This is a genomic window from Paractinoplanes tereljensis, from assembly GCF_016862435.1.
Lineage (GTDB): Bacteria > Actinomycetota > Actinomycetes > Mycobacteriales > Micromonosporaceae > Actinoplanes > Actinoplanes tereljensis.
On sequence record NZ_BOMY01000020.1, the window covers coordinates 158,989 to 175,818 of the forward strand.

At 70.6% G+C, this 16,830-nt stretch carries 14 protein-coding genes; 9 read left to right on the forward strand and 5 right to left on the reverse strand.

Annotation, left to right across the window (positions count from 1 at the left end):
- The first annotated feature begins 1,137 nt into the window (after nucleotides 1-1,137).
- The 5 genes from Ate02nite_RS14180 (at nucleotide 1,138) to Ate02nite_RS14200 (ending at nucleotide 6,363) form a co-directional block, all read left to right on the forward strand.
- Entirely contained in the window at nucleotides 1,138-2,073 is a 936-nt protein-coding gene (locus Ate02nite_RS14180; RefSeq protein ID WP_239147395.1) for a branched-chain amino acid ABC transporter permease, read from the forward strand.
- Between the two features lie 9 nt (nucleotides 2,074-2,082).
- Nucleotides 2,083-3,537, forward strand: coding sequence for an aldehyde dehydrogenase family protein (locus tag Ate02nite_RS14185; RefSeq protein WP_203805412.1), 1,455 nt, complete (start codon nucleotides 2,083-2,085; stop codon nucleotides 3,535-3,537).
- Nucleotides 3,538-3,641: 104 nt separating this feature from the next.
- The gene (locus Ate02nite_RS14190; RefSeq protein ID WP_239147396.1) at nucleotides 3,642-5,300 is read left to right on the forward strand and encodes a sulfatase-like hydrolase/transferase; all 1,659 of its coding nucleotides are present in this window, start codon (nucleotides 3,642-3,644) and stop codon (nucleotides 5,298-5,300) included.
- 39 nt (nucleotides 5,301-5,339) lie between these two features.
- Complete coding sequence (locus Ate02nite_RS14195; protein ID WP_203805414.1) at nucleotides 5,340-5,795, forward strand: hypothetical protein; 456 nt, start codon at nucleotides 5,340-5,342, stop codon at nucleotides 5,793-5,795.
- Between the two features lie 19 nt (nucleotides 5,796-5,814).
- Complete coding sequence (locus Ate02nite_RS14200; RefSeq protein ID WP_203805396.1) at nucleotides 5,815-6,363, forward strand: DoxX family protein; 549 nt, start codon at nucleotides 5,815-5,817, stop codon at nucleotides 6,361-6,363.
- A gap of 3 nt (nucleotides 6,364-6,366) precedes the next feature.
- Here the strand turns inward: Ate02nite_RS14200 and Ate02nite_RS14205 are convergent, their stop codons facing one another.
- Entirely contained in the window at nucleotides 6,367-6,714 is a 348-nt protein-coding gene (locus Ate02nite_RS14205) for an MFS transporter (RefSeq protein ID WP_203805416.1), read from the reverse strand.
- Between the two features lie 60 nt (nucleotides 6,715-6,774).
- Complete coding sequence (locus Ate02nite_RS14210; RefSeq protein WP_203805418.1) at nucleotides 6,775-7,611, reverse strand: MFS transporter; 837 nt, start codon at nucleotides 7,609-7,611, stop codon at nucleotides 6,775-6,777.
- Between the two features lie 62 nt (nucleotides 7,612-7,673).
- Here Ate02nite_RS14210 and Ate02nite_RS14215 point away from each other — a divergent pair, with 62 nt between their 5' ends.
- The gene (locus Ate02nite_RS14215; RefSeq protein WP_203805420.1) at nucleotides 7,674-8,246 is read left to right on the forward strand and encodes a VOC family protein; all 573 of its coding nucleotides are present in this window, start codon (nucleotides 7,674-7,676) and stop codon (nucleotides 8,244-8,246) included.
- A gap of 42 nt (nucleotides 8,247-8,288) precedes the next feature.
- Entirely contained in the window at nucleotides 8,289-9,509 is a 1,221-nt protein-coding gene (locus tag Ate02nite_RS14220) for a vanadium-dependent haloperoxidase (protein ID WP_203805422.1), read from the forward strand.
- Here the strand turns inward: Ate02nite_RS14220 and Ate02nite_RS14225 are convergent.
- The 3 genes from Ate02nite_RS14225 to Ate02nite_RS14235 are packed head-to-tail and all read right to left on the reverse strand — an operon-like array spanning nucleotide 9,506 to nucleotide 15,259.
- The gene (locus tag Ate02nite_RS14225; protein WP_203805424.1) at nucleotides 9,506-13,216 is read right to left on the reverse strand and encodes a TIR domain-containing protein; all 3,711 of its coding nucleotides are present in this window, start codon (nucleotides 13,214-13,216) and stop codon (nucleotides 9,506-9,508) included. The genes Ate02nite_RS14220 and Ate02nite_RS14225 overlap by 4 nt on opposite strands.
- Before the next feature lie 49 nt (nucleotides 13,217-13,265).
- Nucleotides 13,266-14,261: a glycosyltransferase family 4 protein gene (locus tag Ate02nite_RS14230; protein WP_203805426.1), complete on the reverse strand. Its 996-nt coding sequence runs from the start codon at nucleotides 14,259-14,261 to the stop codon at nucleotides 13,266-13,268.
- Nucleotides 14,246-15,259, reverse strand: a complete 1,014-nt coding sequence (locus Ate02nite_RS14235; protein WP_239147397.1) for a LacI family DNA-binding transcriptional regulator — start codon at nucleotides 15,257-15,259, stop codon at nucleotides 14,246-14,248. The genes Ate02nite_RS14230 and Ate02nite_RS14235 overlap by 16 nt, the downstream gene beginning before the upstream one ends.
- Before the next feature lie 82 nt (nucleotides 15,260-15,341).
- Between Ate02nite_RS14235 and Ate02nite_RS14240 the strand changes: the two genes are divergently transcribed.
- Both Ate02nite_RS14240 and Ate02nite_RS14245 read left to right on the forward strand, forming a co-directional pair.
- Nucleotides 15,342-16,349: a Gfo/Idh/MocA family oxidoreductase gene (locus Ate02nite_RS14240; RefSeq protein WP_203805430.1), complete on the forward strand. Its 1,008-nt coding sequence runs from the start codon at nucleotides 15,342-15,344 to the stop codon at nucleotides 16,347-16,349.
- Between the two features lie 16 nt (nucleotides 16,350-16,365).
- The gene (locus Ate02nite_RS14245) at nucleotides 16,366-16,830 is read left to right on the forward strand and encodes a TIM barrel protein (protein ID WP_203805432.1); all 465 of its coding nucleotides are present in this window, start codon (nucleotides 16,366-16,368) and stop codon (nucleotides 16,828-16,830) included.

Here is a 16,830-nt window from a genome sequence, read left to right on the forward strand (position 1 = left end):
TTGCTGTTCGCAGCAGACGGAAAGACCTCAAGATCGGGTGCCGGCGGGCGCGGGCCGGCGCGGGCGGCCGTGCCCGTGCGGCCCCCGCAGCGATCTTGCGGGCTTGCTGTTCGCAGCGAACGGGAAGTCCTCAAGATCGCGCAGACGGGTGCAGGCGGGCATGCCCGCGCTGCCCGCGCTCCCATCGCGGCGATCTTGCGGACTTGCTGTTCGCGCCGAACGGGAAGTCAGCACGATCGGGGGCTGGCGGGCGTGCCCGCGCGGCGATCTTGTGGGCCCGCTGTTCGCAGCGAGCGGGATGTCCTCAAGATCGCGCAGGCGGGCGTGCCCTCGCCGCCCGTGCGCCCCGCGCGGCGATCTTGCCGGCCTGCTGTTCGCGCCGAACGGGACGACCACAAGATCGAGGGCGGGTGTGCGTGGCCCGCGCGGCGATCTTGTGGGCCTGTTGTTCGCAGCGAACGGGAAGTCCTCAAGATCGGGCAGGTGGGTGCAGGCGGGCATGCCTGCGCTGCCTGCGCTGCCTGCGCTGCCTGCGCTGCCTGCGCTGCCTGCGCGCCCATCGCGGCGATCTCGTGGGCTTGCTGTTCGCGGCGAACGGGAAAGCCTCAAGATCGGGTGCGGGCGGATGCGGGCGGGAGCGGACAGGCGTGCCAGCGCGGCTCGCGCCGCCCTCGCGGCGATCTTGCGGGCTTGCTGTTCGTAGCGAACGGGAATACCTCAAGATCGGGTGCGGGCGGGCGTGAGCGGGCGTGCCCTCGCGGCCCGCGCTTTGATCTTGCGGACTTGCTGTTCGCTGCGAACCGGAAGTCTGCAAGATCGGGCGGGCGTGCCCTCGCGGTCCGTGCCGACCTCGCGGTCCGTGCGGTCCGTGCCGCCCTCGCGCCCCGCGCGGCCCTCGCGGCCCTCGCGCCCCGCGCGCCCCGCGCGGCCCTCGCGGCCCCGCGCGGCCCTCGCGGCGATCTTGCGGGCTTGCTGTTCGCAGCGGACGGGAAGGCCTCATGATCGGGCGCGGGCGGGCGGGTGCGGGCGGGTGCGGGTGCGGGCTGTGGCCGCAGGCGTGGGCGGGGGCGGGGGTTGGGTGTGAGTGAGCGGTGGGCCGTTAGTCGGTCGGGGACGCCTACTCGGATATCCGCGTCCGTGCTGGTCGCCGTTGGGGTGGGGATGTTCGGGGTGCCGTTTGCTTTTCGGACTGATGTAGTGCAGCAGCTCACCACCCTCTGCACTTTGCTGATCATGGCGGTTATGTGGAACGTGCTCGCTGGATATGGCGGGCTTGTTTCGGTCGGGCAGCAGGCGTTTATTGGGTTTGGGGCTTACGCCACGATTTTTCTTGCGCAGCGTGGGGTGGCTGCCTATCTTGCGGTCGTGGTTGCTTCGGTGGCGTCGGGTCTGCTTGCCGTGGTGCTTGCGCCTCTGCTGCTGCGGCTTCGCGGTGGGCAATTTGCGGTCGGCACCTGGGTTGTCGCTGAGGCGCTTGCGCTGCTGGTCGCGCTGGACGAGTCGCTCGGCGGCGGGACCGGTGTGTCGCTACGCGGGCTCAATGCGATCGCGCCGGACTGGCGTAGCGCGTACACCTATTGGTTGACTCTGGGGTTTGCTCTGCTTTTGCTTTTTCTGGTCTTTTTGCTGCTTCGTCGGCGTAGCGGTGCTGCCATTCAAGCGATTCGGGACGATGAGGAGGCGGCGGCTTCCCTCGGCGTACGCATCATGCCTTTGAAATTCATGTTGTTTGTTCTTGCTGGGTTTGGGTGTGGGGCGGCGGGGGCGCTCACCCTGGCCAATACGCTGTTTGTTCAGCCGTCGTCGATCTTCGGGGTGCAATGGTCGGCCTACATGCTGTTCATGGTGCTGGTCGGGGGGATCGGCACATATGAGGGGCCTATTCTCGGGGCGGTTCTATTCTTCCTTTTGCAGGACTGGTTCGCGCAGTTCGGGGCCTGGTATCTGATCGGGCTGGGGGTGGTGGCGATTCTGTTCGCGCTGTTCCTGCCGCGCGGGCTGTGGAGCCTGGCGGGAGACCGGCTGCCGTTCCGATTGTTGCCGGTCGGATACACGCTGCGGCCGGGCCGTTAGCATCGCGTCATGATCTCGGTGCGGCACCACATCGGCGGCCGGGAGGTCGCGTCGGTCAGTGGGCGCAGCCACCCGGATCTTGATCCGTGGAGTCGCGCGGTGCTCGCCGAGGTCGCTTCGGGGGACGGGGAGGACGCGCGGCTGGCGATCGAGGCGGCGCACGCCGCGTTCCCGGCCTGGTCGGCCCTCGCCCCGACCGAGCGGCAGTTGATCTTTATTCGGGCCGCCGACGCGCTGGGCCGGCGGCGGGAATCGGTGATCGACCTGCTCGCGGCCGAGACCGGGTGCGGGGCGCATTTCGCCGGCATCCAGTTCGACTTCAGCCTGTCGCTGCTGCGGCAGGCCGCGGGGCTTACCCACCAGCCGACCGGGCAGATCCTGCCGACCGACCTGCCCGGGTCGCGGGCCCTCGCGGTGCGGCGGCCGGTCGGCGTGGTCGCGGCGATCGCGCCGTGGAACGCGGCGCTCAGCCTGGCCGGACGGGCGATCGTCGGGCCGCTCGCGCTCGGCAACACCGTGGTGCTCAAACCCAGCGAGGAGTCGCCGATCACCGGGGGCACGCTGTGGGCCGAGGTGTTCGCCGAGGCCGGACTGCCGGCGGGAGCGGTCAACGTCGTCACTCACGCGCCGGGGGACGCCGGGATGATCGCCGAGGAGCTCGTCACCCATCCGCTGGTGCGACGGATCAGCTTCACCGGATCCACCGTCACCGGGCGGCGGCTGGCCGAGCTGGCCGCCCGGCACCTCAAGCGGCCGGTCTTGCAGCTCAGCGGGCACAACCCGCTTGTCGTGCTGGCCGACGCCGACCTGACCCTTGCCGTCGACGCGGCGACCTACGGCGCGTTCGTGCACCAGGGTGAGATCTGCATGTGCGTGCGCCGAATCATCGTGGACGAGTCGGTGGCGGCTGAGTTCACCTCGCGATTCATCGCTCGCGTGGAAAAATTGCCGGTCGGTGACCCGCGCGACCCGACGACCGTGGTCGGGCCGCTGATCAACGAGTGGGCGCTGAGCCTTGTCGAACGGCGGGTCGCCGAGGCCGTGTCGCTGGGGGCGCGGGTGCTCACCGGGGGTACGGCGGTGCCGCCCTGCTATCCGCCGACCGTGCTCACCAACGTGCCGGCCGAGGCGGAGATCGCGTTCGAGGAGACCTTCGGGCCGGTTGCGCTGCTGGAAACCGCCGCCGGGCCGGAGGACGCCTTACGGCGGGCCAACGCATCACGGTACGGGCTGACCGCCGCCATCATCTCGGCCGACACCTACCGTGCCCTTGACCTGGCCCGGCGCCTGGAGGTCGGCATCGTGCACATCAACGACCAGACCGTGCACGACGAGCCGCAGATGCCGTTCGGCGGGCTCAAGGACTCCGGCTGGGGGCGGTTCGGGCTGCAATTCGCGGACGAGGACTTCACCGAACTTCAGTGGATCACGATGCGGGACTCCGGCCGTACGTTCCCGTTCTGATCTTGATGTTCTGATCTTGGGGTCTTGAACCGCTGGGCCATTCGGCTCGTATGTCCGAGAGAGGGCGGCACCCCACGCTGCCCCCGACCGAAGGACAGCAGATCTTGCCGCGCATCAGCTGGCGCCCCCTTCTGGGGGGCACGCTCACCGCCGCCGCCGCCGTCCTCGTCTATCTGGCCCTGATCGTTCCGGACGCTCTCGGCCGTACCAAGGCCGGTACGCCCATCGAGGGCGCGTTCTTCCGGGTTCCGATCGAGGTGATCATCGGCGGGGCGGTCCTGCTTGCCCTCTCGCCGCGCTGGCGCCGGCCGGTCGCCGTGCTGTTCGGGCTCGGGCTGGGCGTGGTCGCCGTCCTCAAGGTGTTCAACTTCGGCTTCCGGCAGACGCTCGGCCGGCGCTTCGACATCGTGCTGGACCCGCCGCTGCTGCGCGACGGCTACAACTCGCTGGTCGAGAGCGACGGCAAGCTGTACGCGAACCTCGCCGCCGTTGGAGCCGTGCTGCTCGCCGTGGCCATGCTGGCGGTCTGCACCCTGGCCGTGCTGCGGCTCACCACCGTCACCGCCCGCTACGCCAACCCGGCCCGCCGCACCCTGGTCGGCCTCACCGCGGTCTGGCTCGCCCTGGCGCTGAGCGGCATCACCTGGTTCCCGAACTCGCCGGTCGCCTCGGACACCGCCGCCGACCTGATCAAGAACACCGTCAAGTCGGTCCCGGTGGCGCTGCGCGACAAGCGCGACTTCGCCGCCCAGACCGAGCAGGATCCGTTCTTCGGCGTGCCGGCGGCCGACCTGGTCAGCGGCCTGGCCGGGAAGAACGTGGTGATCGGGGTGGTGGAGAGCTACGGGCGCAGCGCGCTGACCAACCCGGCGATGACCGCGATCGTCAACCCGGTGCTGGAAGCCGACCAGAAGAAGCTCGACGCGGCCGGGTTCGCCGCCAAGACCGGCTGGCTGACCTCGTCGACGTTCGGCGGCGGCAGCTGGCTGGCGCACGCGACCTTCCAGTCCGGGCTGTGGATCGACAACCAGCAGCGCTACCGGCAACTGGCCGCCAGCGAACGGCTCACCCTGACCAGCACCTTCCACGACGCCGGCTGGCAGACCACCGGCATCGAACCCGGCAACACGGTGGCCTGGCCGGAGGCGTCCTACTACGGGTACGACACGGTCTACGACTCCCGGAACATGGGCTACAAGGGCACCCGCTACGGCTGGTCCCGGATGCCCGACCAGTTCACCCTCGACGTCTTCCAGAAGAAGGTGTACGGGCCGCGCACCAAGCCGGTGATGGCCGAGATCACCATGACCTCCAGCCACGAGCCGTGGACCGCGATCCCCGACATGGTCGACTGGGACTCGCTCGGCGACGGTTCGCAGTTCCAGGCCACCCCGATGGACCGCCACGAACTGTGGGACTCGGCACCGAACACCCGGATCCAGTACGCCAAGTCGATCGGTTACTCGGTGGACAGCCTGATCTCGTGGGCGACCAAGTACGGCGGCAAGGACCTGGTCCTGGTCATGTTCGGCGACCACCAGCCGATTCCGCTGGTCAGCGGCGGCACCAACGCGAGCCACGACGTGCCGATCACGGTCATCGCGCACGACAAGGCGGTGCTGGACAAGATCTCCGACTGGAACTGGGCCGACGGCCTCAAGCCCGCCGCCGACACCCCGATCTGGAAGATGGACCAGTTCCGGGACCGCTTCTTCACCGCGTTCCGCAGCCAGGGCGGGGTGGCGCTGCCCGCCCACCGCTGATCGCTGTCACGTTTTCACCGGCCGGCCCGTCCTGCCGGTATGAAACACGCAACCGCGATCCGGGTCGGCCTGTTCACCCTGGCCGGCCTGCAGACCATGGTCTCGGTCTGGCAGTACTTCTTCCCCCGCTCGTTCTACGACGACTTCCCGACCGTGTCCCTCGATCCGCCGTACAACGAGCACCTGCTCACCGACGTCGGCGGCCTCGGCCTGGCCCTGACCGCCATGCTGTACTTCGCCGCCGTGGTCCTCGACCGCAAGGTCGTGCTGTCCGCCGTCCTCGGCTACACGATCTACGCGGCCAGCCACTTCGCCTTCCACGTGCGGCACTTCGAGCACTTCTCGCTGCGCGACGCGCTCGGCGTCGGCACCGGGCTAGGGCTCGAGGTGGTGTTGGCTCTTGCACTGCTGGCCGGGACTTTGGTCCCGCCACGTCGGGAAGTTCAGCCCGGGTCCGCACAGCCTGCCGAGAGGAGTCTCAAAGGCGAGAGATAAAGAGACCCCGGAGGCAACGATGACCACCACCGCACACCGCCTTGAGACTGTTGAAGCTCCGGGCGCCATCCTCACCAAGCCCGCCGCTCGCACGCTCGCCGTCCTGCGGGTCGCCACCGGCTTCGTCTTCCTCTGGGCCTTCCTCGACAAGACCTTCGGCTTCGGGTTCAGCACCCCCTCGGCCAAAGCCTGGATCAACGGCGGGTCCCCGACCAAGGGCTTCCTCGCCAGCGTCGAAGTCGGACCCTTCCAAAGCTTCTTCCACAACATCGCCGGCGCCGGCTGGGCGAACTGGCTGTTCATGCTCGGCATGCTCGGCGTCGGCCTCGCCCTCATCCTCGGTATCGGCCTGCGGGTCGCCGCGGGCGCCGGCACCGCGATCATGGCGATGATGTGGCTGGCCGAGTGGCCCCTCGCGAGCGGCAGCTCGAACCCGATCGTTGACTACCACGTCGTCTACGCGCTGGCCGCCATCGTCTTCGCCCTCACCTACGCCGGACAGACCTGGGGCCTCGGCAAAATCTGGGCCAAGCTCCCCATCGTGCAGAAGAACCGCTGGCTCATCTGAGAATCAAAGATCCGAAGCCGCCCTCCGGGGCGGCTTCGCCGTTTCTCCGAGCGGGGGCAGCAGCCGGGCGTACGAGACGGCCAGGATTGCCATGATGGTGAAGATGATCCAGGCGGTGGTGGCCGGGCCGGCCACCGTCAGGGCGTAGCCGGCGATGATCGCGCCCAGCGGCGCGGCGCCGTCGGTGACCACGGCCGCCGCGCTGACCACCTTGCCGATCGCGGCGTCCGGGACGGCCCGGAGGCGGGCCATGGTCAGGACGATCGACGAGATCGTGCCGGTGGCGCCCACCCCGGCCCAGGCCAGCGCGAGCACGATCGGGTGCCGGCTGATCGCGACCAGGAACAGCATCGCGGTCCAGGACCAGAGGCAGACCAGGAAGAGGCCGCGCGGTGTGCCGTGCCGGTCGAGTCAGGGGCCGGCGAACGAAGCCAGCAGGCCGCCGACGCCGGCCGCCGCCAGGACCAGGCCGATAACCCAGGCCGGGCGGTGGTCGCGGATGCCGACGACCAGGACCAGGAGTACGACGGTTTGGAACAGGATGTTTGTCGTGCCGGCGGCCACCGTGGCGAGCCGCAGGAACGGAATGCGCCAGGTCAGCCGGAAGCCCTCGCCCATCCGCCGCCAGAAGCCCGGCTCGTGGTCGCCCGGTCGTGGCGCAAAGATGCGGCTCGGCATCAGGAACAAGACGACCAGGCAGAACGCGTACGAGATCAGGTTGAACAGGAACGGCGCCCACCTGGCCAGGCCGAACAGGGCGCCGCCGAAGGCGCGGCCGCCCAGGTTGGCCACCGGGTATTCGGCCTCGAGGAAGGAGAACGCGGCCGCCCGCTGGTCCTCCTCGACGGCGTCGCGGACCGCGCCGACCTCGGCGATGCCGAAGAACACCACGGCTGAACCCTCGACGAAGGCCGCGACCACGATGATCGCCGCGGTGTGCGGGCTGTCGGCGACCAGGGCGGCGACCACCGAGGCGGCGGCCAGCAGCCCGGCCGCCTGGGCGGCGATCATGATCTGCCGCCGGTTCAGGGCGTCGGCGGCGACGCCGGCCGGCACCTGCAGAACCAGCGACGGCAGGGTCAGCGCAAAGGCCACCCAGCCGGCCAGGGCCGGCGAATCGGTCGCGGTCAGAGCCAGCAGCGGGTACGCGATCCGCACACCGGCCGTGCCGATCAGCGAGAACGCGTTCCCGGACCACAGTGCGAGGAAGCGACGGTTGCGGAAGATGCGCGCGGAGGCGGTGACCACGGTGAATCTTACTTCCGGACAGCAGACGGAAACTGTCCGCTACGCCGCCTAGCGTCGTCGCCATGGAAACTACTCCCGCGGGCTACACCACCGTCGCGCCCTGGGTCGTCACCGACGACACCGGCGCGTTTCTCGACTTCGCCACCGGCGTGTTCGGCGGCGTGGAACTGGGCCGGGTGACCACCGAGGACGGCCTGATCGGGCACGGCGAGATCCGGATCGGCGACACCGTGGTGCTGGCCTTCGACCGGCACGCCGACTGGCCGGTCCTGCCCAGCCTGCTGCGGGTGTTCGTCGCCGACGCCGACGCGGCCTTCGAGCGCGCCGTCGCGGCCGGCAGCCACGTGGTGACGGCGCTGTCCGACAACGCGTTCGGGCAGCGTGGTGGCCGGATCCGCGACCCGTTCGGCAACATCTGGTGGGTCGTCAGCCACGTCGAGGACGTGCCCGAGGACGAGATCTGGAAGCGGCTGCAACAGCCCCGGTACGCGGCGGACATGCGCGTCGCCCAGGAAACCCTGGACGCCGAACTCAGCGGCCGCCGCGAGGGCCGCAGCAGCAAGCCGGTGGGCGCCGCGTCCGATTTGGCGGTCCGTCCACATCAGAGTGAAGCGGTTGCCATAGACCGCGGGTGACCGCTTGGATGCGGGGCGACACGACTATCGGGGGAAGGTCGCATGAGACGCTTCGCGCTGTTCGCCATCGCCACCGTTCTGGTCACCGCCTTCGCGCCCGCGCCGGCCGCGCGGGCCACCACCGGCACCAACGCCGTCGTCGTCTGGAACAGCAACGCCCAGACCGCGATCTACGAGGTGGCCCGCCAGGGGCCGTACGTCGCACCACGCAGCTTCGCCATGGTGCAGGGCGCGGTGTACGACGCGGTCAACGCCATCGCCGGCTCGCCGTACCAGCCGTACCTTCGTTCGCCGAAGGCCCACCGCGGTGACTCCGCCGATGCGGCCGTGGCCGCCGCCGCGTACCGCGTACTCCTCTCGTTGTTCCCGGCCCAATCCCCCGCCCTGGACGGCATGTACGCCGCGGCCCTCGCCTCGATCCCGGACGGGCGCGCGAAGCGCGGCGGCATCGCCGTCGGCGAGCGGGCCGCCGCCGACATGATCGCCGCACGGGTCGGCGACGGCGCCTTCGGCCCCGCCACCTGGACCGTGGGCACGGCACCCGGGCAGTGGCGGCCGACCCCACCGACGTACGCGTCGGACGGCGCCTGGGTCGGCGACATGCGGTCGTTCGTGATTCCGCGCAACGACATGTTCCGCACCGCGGGGCCGCCCGCCCTGACCAGCGCGACCTGGTTGCGTGACCTCGCCGAGGTCAAGGCGATCGGCGGGGTCGACAGTACGGTCCGCACCCAGGACCAGACCGAGGCCGCGAAGTGGTGGCACGACCGGCGGCTCACCGAGTGGGAGATCAAACGGCAACTGGCCGGCACCCAGCATCTGTCGACGCTGCAGACCGCGCGGATGTTCGCGCTGGCCGACGTGGCCAACGCCGACTCGCTGATCGCCTGCTTCAACGAGAAGAAGTTCTGGAGTTTCTGGCGGCCGGTCACCGCCATCCAGGAGACCAGCGACCCGACCTGGATGCCGCTGCTGATCACGCCGCCGTTCCCGGACTACACGTCGGGGCACACCTGCTCGACGTCGACCATCATGGCCACGTTGCGGGCCTTCTTCGGCCGCGACGACATCGCGTTCAGCGCCTACAGCGCCGACTCCGGCACGACCCGGTATTTCGACAGCTTCTCGTCGGCGGTGGACGAGGTGGTCGAGGCCCGGATCTGGGGTGGCGTGCACTATCGCACCGCCGACGTGCAGGGTGTGCGGATCGGTGCCGGGGTGGCCCGGTACGTGCTGGCCCACGAGTTCCAGCGGCGCCGCTAACGCGCGGAGGCCAGTCGCTCCAGCATGGTGCGCTCCCGCTCGCCGCGTACGCCGTCGATCTTGGTGTCGCGGCAGCGGAAGCGCACGTGCAGGCGGACGGCGTTGGCCGGGGTGGCGTCGTGCAGCGGCACGACGCAGATGCTCCGGTCCCGGGAGCCGCTGACCACGCGGTCGGCGCCCAGGAAGCACACCGACTCGACCGGGCCCTCGTGCAGCGCGGCCCGCCAGTGCAGGCGCAACCGCCAACCCTCCACGGCCTGCACCAAGCGGAAGTGGGCAACCTCGCCGATGTCCGTGCCGACCAGCACTTCGATCTCATCGCCAACGGCCCGGACGTCCACGCTTCGGGGGACATGTCCGACGATGGTGACGGTTTCACGGCCGATCGTCACGGCGGCCCCGGCGGGCGAGGCGACCGCCATCACCCGGTCGCCGTCGACCGCCCACGCGGTGGTGGTCGCGCAGTCGACCCGGCGGCGCTGCCCGGTCAGCGGGTCCTGCCACAGCGCCACCCGGCTGCCGGTCTTGTCCTCGACCACGATCAGGGCGCGGCCGTTGCGCCAGACCGGGGATAGGTAGCGCGACTGGGTGCGGAACTCCGTCACCAGCCGCCAGTCCGGATCGCCGGAGAGCACCGCCACCCGGGCTCCCCCGGCCGCCACCAGCGCGCCGTGCGGCAACGGCCAGAGCCGGTCGGCGACGAACGGCAGCGTCGCGATCACCGTGTCGCTGGTGGCGCGGGAGGCCGAGGACCACTCGCGGACCCGGCCGTCGTCGTAGGCCGCGAAGATCCGGCCCTCGTCGAGGACGGCGACCGCGGTCACCGCCGCGGTCTCCTCCAGCCGTACGCCGGTGAGGTCGGCGTCCCGCAGGTCGGCCCCGGTTAGGTCGGCGTTGTCGAGGTTGGCTCCGCGCAGCGACGACCCGCGGAACGACATCTCGCGCAGGTCGGCGCCGTGCAGGTCGGCGTGGTCGAGCCGCAGGTTCGACCAGTCCCGGCCGGGCAGCGGCCCGCCGAGCGCGGCCAGCAGCGACAGCGCGTTGCCGCCGGCGGCTGTCGCGTCCGGCCCGGCCTGCCGGATCACGCTGAGCAGCGTGTCGGCGACCGGCCAGTCCGGGTGGGCGCGCAGGACCAGGGTCGCGAAGTGCCGGATCTCCGGCGACAGCGGCGCGGCGCCGAGCGCCCCCTGCGCCGGAACCGGACCCTTGCCGATGTTGCGGGCCATCGCCCGGGCCACGAAGTACTCCCGCATCGACCGGTGGAAGAAGGTCACCGGCCAGCGCTTGTCGTCACCGCCGGGCGCCCGCTTGAGCAGCGACCGGACGCCGACCCGCGCGGTGGCGTCGTCCTCCAGGTGGCCCGGGTCGGCGTCGTCCCGCAGCCGCCACAGCAGGTTCGCCAGGCCCGCGTGGCCGCCGCTGTGCTTGCGGACCCGGTTGCCGAGGTCCTTGAGATAGACGAACGGCTGGTCGCTGTGCTGCAGATCGATGGCGACCTGCTCGAGGATGGTCATCAGCTTCTCGACCACGTCCTCGGGCGGGGTGAGACGCGCCTCGTCCTCCAGGAACTTCAGCTTGCGGTGCAGGGTGTCCAGCACGTACTGCTCGTACAGCACATGCTCGTCGAACGACATGTCCGGCAGCGACGGCAGCGTCCGCTGGATCATCTCGTAGTAGAGCGGCTTGGTGGCCAGCCCGATCGGGTCGTGCAGCGTCTGCAGTCGGTCGATGACCCGCTGCAGCTTCGGGTCGGCACTGCGGTCCCGCAGCGACCGCAGCACCACCCGGCGCTCGACCGCGGCCAGGCGCAGGATCCGCGGCCGCCCGATGCGTTCGAGCAGCTGCCGCTGATCGTCGGCCGTCCCGAACACGTTGGTACGCGACGTGATCAGCACCTTGGACTCGGCAAACTCCTCACAGCAGTCCCGCAGCAGCTCGATGTTCTCGACGATCGCCGTCCGCGACAGGTCCCCCGACATCTCGTCGAACCCGTCCAGGATGACCAGCGTCGGCCGCGACTCGACCAGCCGCCGCCACGACGCCAGCTCGATCCCGAGATCCTCCAGCCGCCGCTTGAGCAGATCCCGCCCGCTCCCGGCCGACCGCAGCTCACCCAGTGCCAGCCGGACCGGGATCCGGGCCCCCTCGGCGCACAACCGCCGGGCCAGGTTGTAGGTGAAGAAGCTCTTGCCGTCCCCGAAATCGCCGGTCAGCAGCAGAGTCGGCTCCCCCGGCGCGTCGAACCAGTCCCGCACCTGCGCCAGCAGGTCACCATCCAGCAGCGAACCGGCCTCGTTCCGGGCCCGCATCGGCAGCTGGTGGGCGAAGGTCTCGTCGAACATCGTCGGCGACTCACCGCGCAGGCAGAGCCGGGCGGGCGCCGCGGCATAGTCGCGCCACTCCGGCGGCAGCACGGTCCGGCGGCGCAGCACGCGGCGCAGGTCGTCCGGACCGGCGACGTCGTCCGGCCCGAAGAACGTCACCCCGAAGGGGTACGGGCCGTGTTCGACGTCGCGCAGCTCGGGGTCGATCGGGCTGGACAGGGAAAACACGACCAGGTGCTCCACCCGCTCCCGGATGAGCGCGGCGGCCCGCCGCATCAGCTCGGGCGCGAACATCTGGATGTCAACGGCCCGAGAGACATTCCAAAAGATCAGATGACAGCGTACGGCGGGATCGTCCCGCCTCCCGGCCACGACTTCGGCCATCCCCCCGGGTTCAACGGCCGGAACCTCCGCGTCGAGCACCTCCCGCACCGCGTCCTGAAGCACGCTCAGCTCGGGCATGCGCCGGTCGCGCACGAACATCGGGTTGATGTCGCCCACGACGTTGTCCTCGGTCGCGAACTCCGGGCCGAGGTCATCCCGCATGCTCGTCAGCCGCGCCCAGAGGAACTCGACGATGTCCCGGTCCGGCCAGGGAAGATCGGGAAGGTCCGGCTGGGTCCGGTCCGCCGGCTCGTCCGCCGACAGACCGGTCAACGCCACCGGAGCCGAGCCGCCGAGAAGCTCGCGCAAGTTGTCGATGAACCGCTGATCGGGCAGCTGTCCGTCGCGTGCGTCGAAGAAATCGACCGTGCTGATCGGGAGCCAGATCTTCCCAGCCACCAGCACCGGGAGCACCGGCTTGTTCCGGGCCAGAGCGTGCTCTATCTCGCGCTCGACATGGAGGGCGGCCCGCGCGCCCGGAGACATCACCGCGATCAGTGCCGCGCATTCGTCGATCTGCTGCCGGACCGCTCGATCCGTGGCGCCCGCGACAAAGTCCACCATGAACCGGTAGTCGATCCCGGCCCGTAACAACGAGTCGGCCAACCGGTCCACATAGTTCTTGTCCGAGACGCTGTAGCTGATGAACACAATGTCGCTGGCGGAAGTCGGTTTCTGCAGCGGCTCGGCCGGCATGCCGGCGCGGGTGTAGAGGTCGTGGAAGATCGAGAGTTCATACTCGCTGTTCCGCGGCGAGATCGACCTCTGACAGAGCACGACGACGATCGCTTGAAGTTTGGCCCAGCCAGGAAGTCCCGGCCCGCGAAGTGCGGCACCGACCGTCTGGTGCGAGACCGGCTCCTGGCCATACATGGTCCACCGGCTGATGATCCGGGTGGAAGGCATCCCCGCCTGCTGGTAGAGCTCGTGCAGTCGCAGGATGAGGTCGCGGTGTGGGCCAGCCGGGACCTTGTCCGGGCCGGGCAAGGCGATCGGCACTCCACGCTCCGAACTGGTCGGCGAGATCAGAGCAACCAAAGCACACGGCTCAGCGGGACAACAACCGCCGATAGGCGGCGAGTAGCTGCTCGCCGCCGGACTCGGCGTCGTACTTCCGGGCCGCCCCGGCTGCCCGGGCACCCCACTGCCGTCGCTCGGCCGCACTCCCGGCCAGGGCCGACAGCAGCGGCGCCGGGCCGCCGGGCGGCGAGTACTGGGCGGCGTCGCCGTAGGTCGTGCGGAATACCGGCAGGTCGGCGAGGACGAGCGGGCACCCGAAAGAGGCAGCCTCCAGGACGGCCAGACCGAAGGTCTCGTGCTCGGACAGGGACAGGTAGATGTCGGCGGCGGCCAGGAAGTCGTAGACCCTCTCGCGCGGGACCTGGCCGGCCCACCGCACATTCGGCGGGGCCGACGCGAGCGCTCGCCGCAGGGTGATCCGGCCGCTGGAGGCAGGGCCGAAGATGGCGTCGCCCACCCACAAGAACTGGAGTTGCGGCAGCGCACGGGCGGCGGCCAGGAATCCGGTCACGCCCTTGCGGGGCTGCATCTGACCGACGCTGACCACCAGCACATCGGACTCGCCGAGTCCCAGTGACGCCCGCAAAGACGGAGATTGGCGCGCCTCTGTCACCCGTACCCAGTTGGGGATGATCTTGATTGGGGTTTTGATTTGCATGGCCGTCAGGTCGGCCTGGACCGCCTCACTCACCGCGATCACCAGGTCGGCTCGGTTGTAGAACCAGGTCAGGTAGGCCCGGATCAGCCGGCGAAGGATGCGGGCGCCGACGATGCTGCCTCGCAGCGAATCGGGGACCACGTGCGCGCTGGCCACCTTGGCACCCCGGCCGGTGAGCAGCAGCACGGCCGCATACGGTCCGGTGGTGTGCACGTGGACGATGTCGGCGTCCCGGCGCGGGCGACCGTTGACTATCGGCCGCATCCCAGGACACCCGGTCAGGTATTGGACGTGTTCGAGGAAGGCCGAATGGACGCCATGACCGGGCACGGTGAAGGCGGATTCGGAGACTATCTGGACACGCATGGGCCGGTGGTGCCGCGGACGACCAGCCGGGGTGGCGCCACCAGCTCGCGGCGGCCGACCGGGGAACCCTCGGCGCGTTCGATCGCGCGGCCCACTGCCAGCCGGGCCATCGCCGCGGTGTCCTGGGCGACCGTGGTGAGGTCGAGGTGCGACAGCCGGGCCAGGCGGTCGTCGTCGTAGCCGATCACGCTGATCTCGGCCGGCACCTCGACCCGGGCCCGGGTCAGCACGTCCAGGACGCCGGTGGCGCAGCGGTCGTTGAAGACGGCCACCGCGGTCGGCAGGTCGTCGAGCAAGGCGCGGGCGGCGGCCGCGCCATCCTCCTCGGTCAGGCCGCCGGGCACGATCCGCACCGACGCGGCCAGGCCGTTCCAGCCCATCGCGTCGCGATAACCGCGGCGGCGGTCGGCCGCACCGGCCGCCCGGCCTCCGTCGATGTGCGCGATCCGGCTGTGGCCGAGGCGGACCAGGTGGTCGACGGCCAGGTGCATGCCGTCGGCGTCGGCGTTGCGGACCACGTCGACCGCGGCGTCGCGCACCCCCCGGGCCAGCACCACCACCGGAAGCCTCGCCGCCAGCCGGGCCAGGGCGGCCACCGGTGACCTCGGCGCGACCATCAGCAGGGCCTCGCACCGGTCCTGGAGCAGGCCGTTGATCGCCTCCGGCTCGTCGCGGCCGGGGGTCACGGCGCTCAGCGCCAGTTCGAAGCCGGTCTCGCGGGCCGCCGCGTACAGCTCGGTGACCAGGTCGGCGTGGAAGGTGTGCTGGATGCCGAAGACCACGCCGAGCAGCCGGGTGCGGCCGCTGCGCAGCAGCCGGGCGCGGCTGTCGGGCTGGTAGCCGAGCTGGTCGGCCGCCTCCTGGACGCGTCGCCGGGTTTCCGCGCTCGCCCCGGGCTCGGCCCGCATGACCAGCGACACCAGGGACTTGGAGACACCGGCCCGGGCGGCCACATCGGACAGTGTCGGTCTTCGATCTTCACCATGGAAGGAGGGCACGCGGCCAGCGTAATCGCACATCCTGGAACGTTCCAGGCATCCACCTTGACCTCTTTGGAATGACCGGCGCACGCTCAAAAACATGGAACGTTCCAGGTTTGCTCTGATCGGATCGGGCCGGATGGGCTCGTTCCACGGTGAAACTCTCAGCCGCCGCCTGCCCGCCACCCGCCTCGTCGCCGTCGCGGATCCGGCCCCGGGCGCCGCGCAGCGGCTGGCCGCCGAGCTCGGTGCCGACCGCGCCTACACCGACGCGGCGCAGGTGTGGGCCGACCCGGAGATCGACGCGGTGGTCATCGCCGCGCCGGCCCGGTTCCACGCCGGCCTGATCGTCGCGGCCGCGCAGGCCGGCAAGCACGTGTTCTGCGAGAAACCGGCGGCTCTCACGCTGGCCGACGCCGACCGGGCCATCGACGCCTGCCGGGCCGCCGGAGTGGTGCTGCAGGCCGGGTTCAACCGGCGCTTCGTGCCGGACTGGGCGGCCGCCCGCACGCTGCTCGACACCGGGCAGCTCGGCACGCCCCGGCTGCTGCGGTCGGTGACCCGCGACCCGGGCGGCTTCGACCCGGCCCGGGTCGCGCCCGGCACGATCTTCCTGGAGACGCTGATCCACGACTTCGACACGCTGCGGTTCCTCAACCCGGGAGCCGCCGCGGTCGAGGTGTTCGCGGTCGCCGACGCGCTGGTCGAGAGCGACTGGCGGGACCGTGGGCTGCTCGACACCGCGGTCGTCACGGTGCGCTTCGACAACGGGGCGGTCGGCACGGCCGAGGCATGCTTCGAGGCCAGCTACGGCTACGACGTGCGGGGCGAGGTGCTCGGCTCGGGCGGGATGGCCACGATGGGCGACGGTCGGCGTACCGGCATGGTCTTCTCCTATGCCGCCGGGCGGATGATCGAGACGGCCCGCAGCGACCAGGAGCTGTTCGGCGACGCCTACGTCGCCGAGCTGGCGGCGTTCGCCGCGGCCGTGCGCACCGGCGCGCCGCCGCCGGTGACCGGCGAGGACGCCCGCGCCGCCCTGGCCATCGCGCTGGCCGCCGCCGAGTCGGTGCGCACCGGCCACCCGGTGCGGATCGAGGCGAAATGAGGCTCGCGGCCTGCCGGTGGTTCCGGCCACCGAGGTCACGCCGTCGATGTGGCTGACCGCCGCCCGCACCCTGACCCGCCTGGCCGAGCTGGGCGAACGGGCCGGCCGGGTGTTCACCCTGGAAAACCTCAACACCGAGACAGACCATCCGGGTACGCCGTTCGCCCGCGCCGCCGACACGCTGACGCTGGTCCAGGCGGTCGACAGCCCGCACCTGCGGCTCAACCTCGACCTCTACCACGCCCAGATCGGCGAGGGAAACCTGATCGAGCTGGTCGAGCGGGCTTTACCGTACCTCGGCGAGATCCAGGTCGCCGACGTCCCGGGCCGCCGTGAACCGGGCACCGGCGAGATCCACTACCCGGCCGTCGCGGTCGCCCTGCGCCGGCTCGGCTATCAGGGCGTCGTCGGCCTGGAGGCCTGGGCGTCGGAGGACTCCGACCTGGCCCTGGCCCGCTTCCGGGCGGCGTTCGGGCAGTGA

Excerpts from the sequence above, each read along its gene's own strand:
- Ate02nite_RS14195 (WP_203805414.1), top strand. The coding sequence starts at position 5,340 with ATGAAACACGCAACCGCGATCCGGGTCGGCCTGTTCACCCTGGCCGGC.
- Ate02nite_RS14240 (WP_203805430.1), top strand. The coding sequence starts at position 15,342 with ATGGAACGTTCCAGGTTTGCTCTGATCGGATCGGGCCGGATGGGCTCG.
- Ate02nite_RS14205 (WP_203805416.1), bottom strand. The coding sequence starts at position 6,714 with ATGCTGTTCCTGGTCGCGATCAGCCGGCACCCGATCGTGCTCGCGCTG.
- Ate02nite_RS14220 (WP_203805422.1), top strand. The coding sequence starts at position 8,289 with ATGAGACGCTTCGCGCTGTTCGCCATCGCCACCGTTCTGGTCACCGCC.
- Ate02nite_RS14185 (WP_203805412.1), top strand. The coding sequence starts at position 2,083 with ATGATCTCGGTGCGGCACCACATCGGCGGCCGGGAGGTCGCGTCGGTC.
- Ate02nite_RS14230 (WP_203805426.1), bottom strand. The coding sequence starts at position 14,261 with ATGCGTGTCCAGATAGTCTCCGAATCCGCCTTCACCGTGCCCGGTCAT.
- Ate02nite_RS14215 (WP_203805420.1), top strand. The coding sequence starts at position 7,674 with ATGGAAACTACTCCCGCGGGCTACACCACCGTCGCGCCCTGGGTCGTC.
- Ate02nite_RS14200 (WP_203805396.1), top strand. The coding sequence starts at position 5,815 with ATGACCACCACCGCACACCGCCTTGAGACTGTTGAAGCTCCGGGCGCC.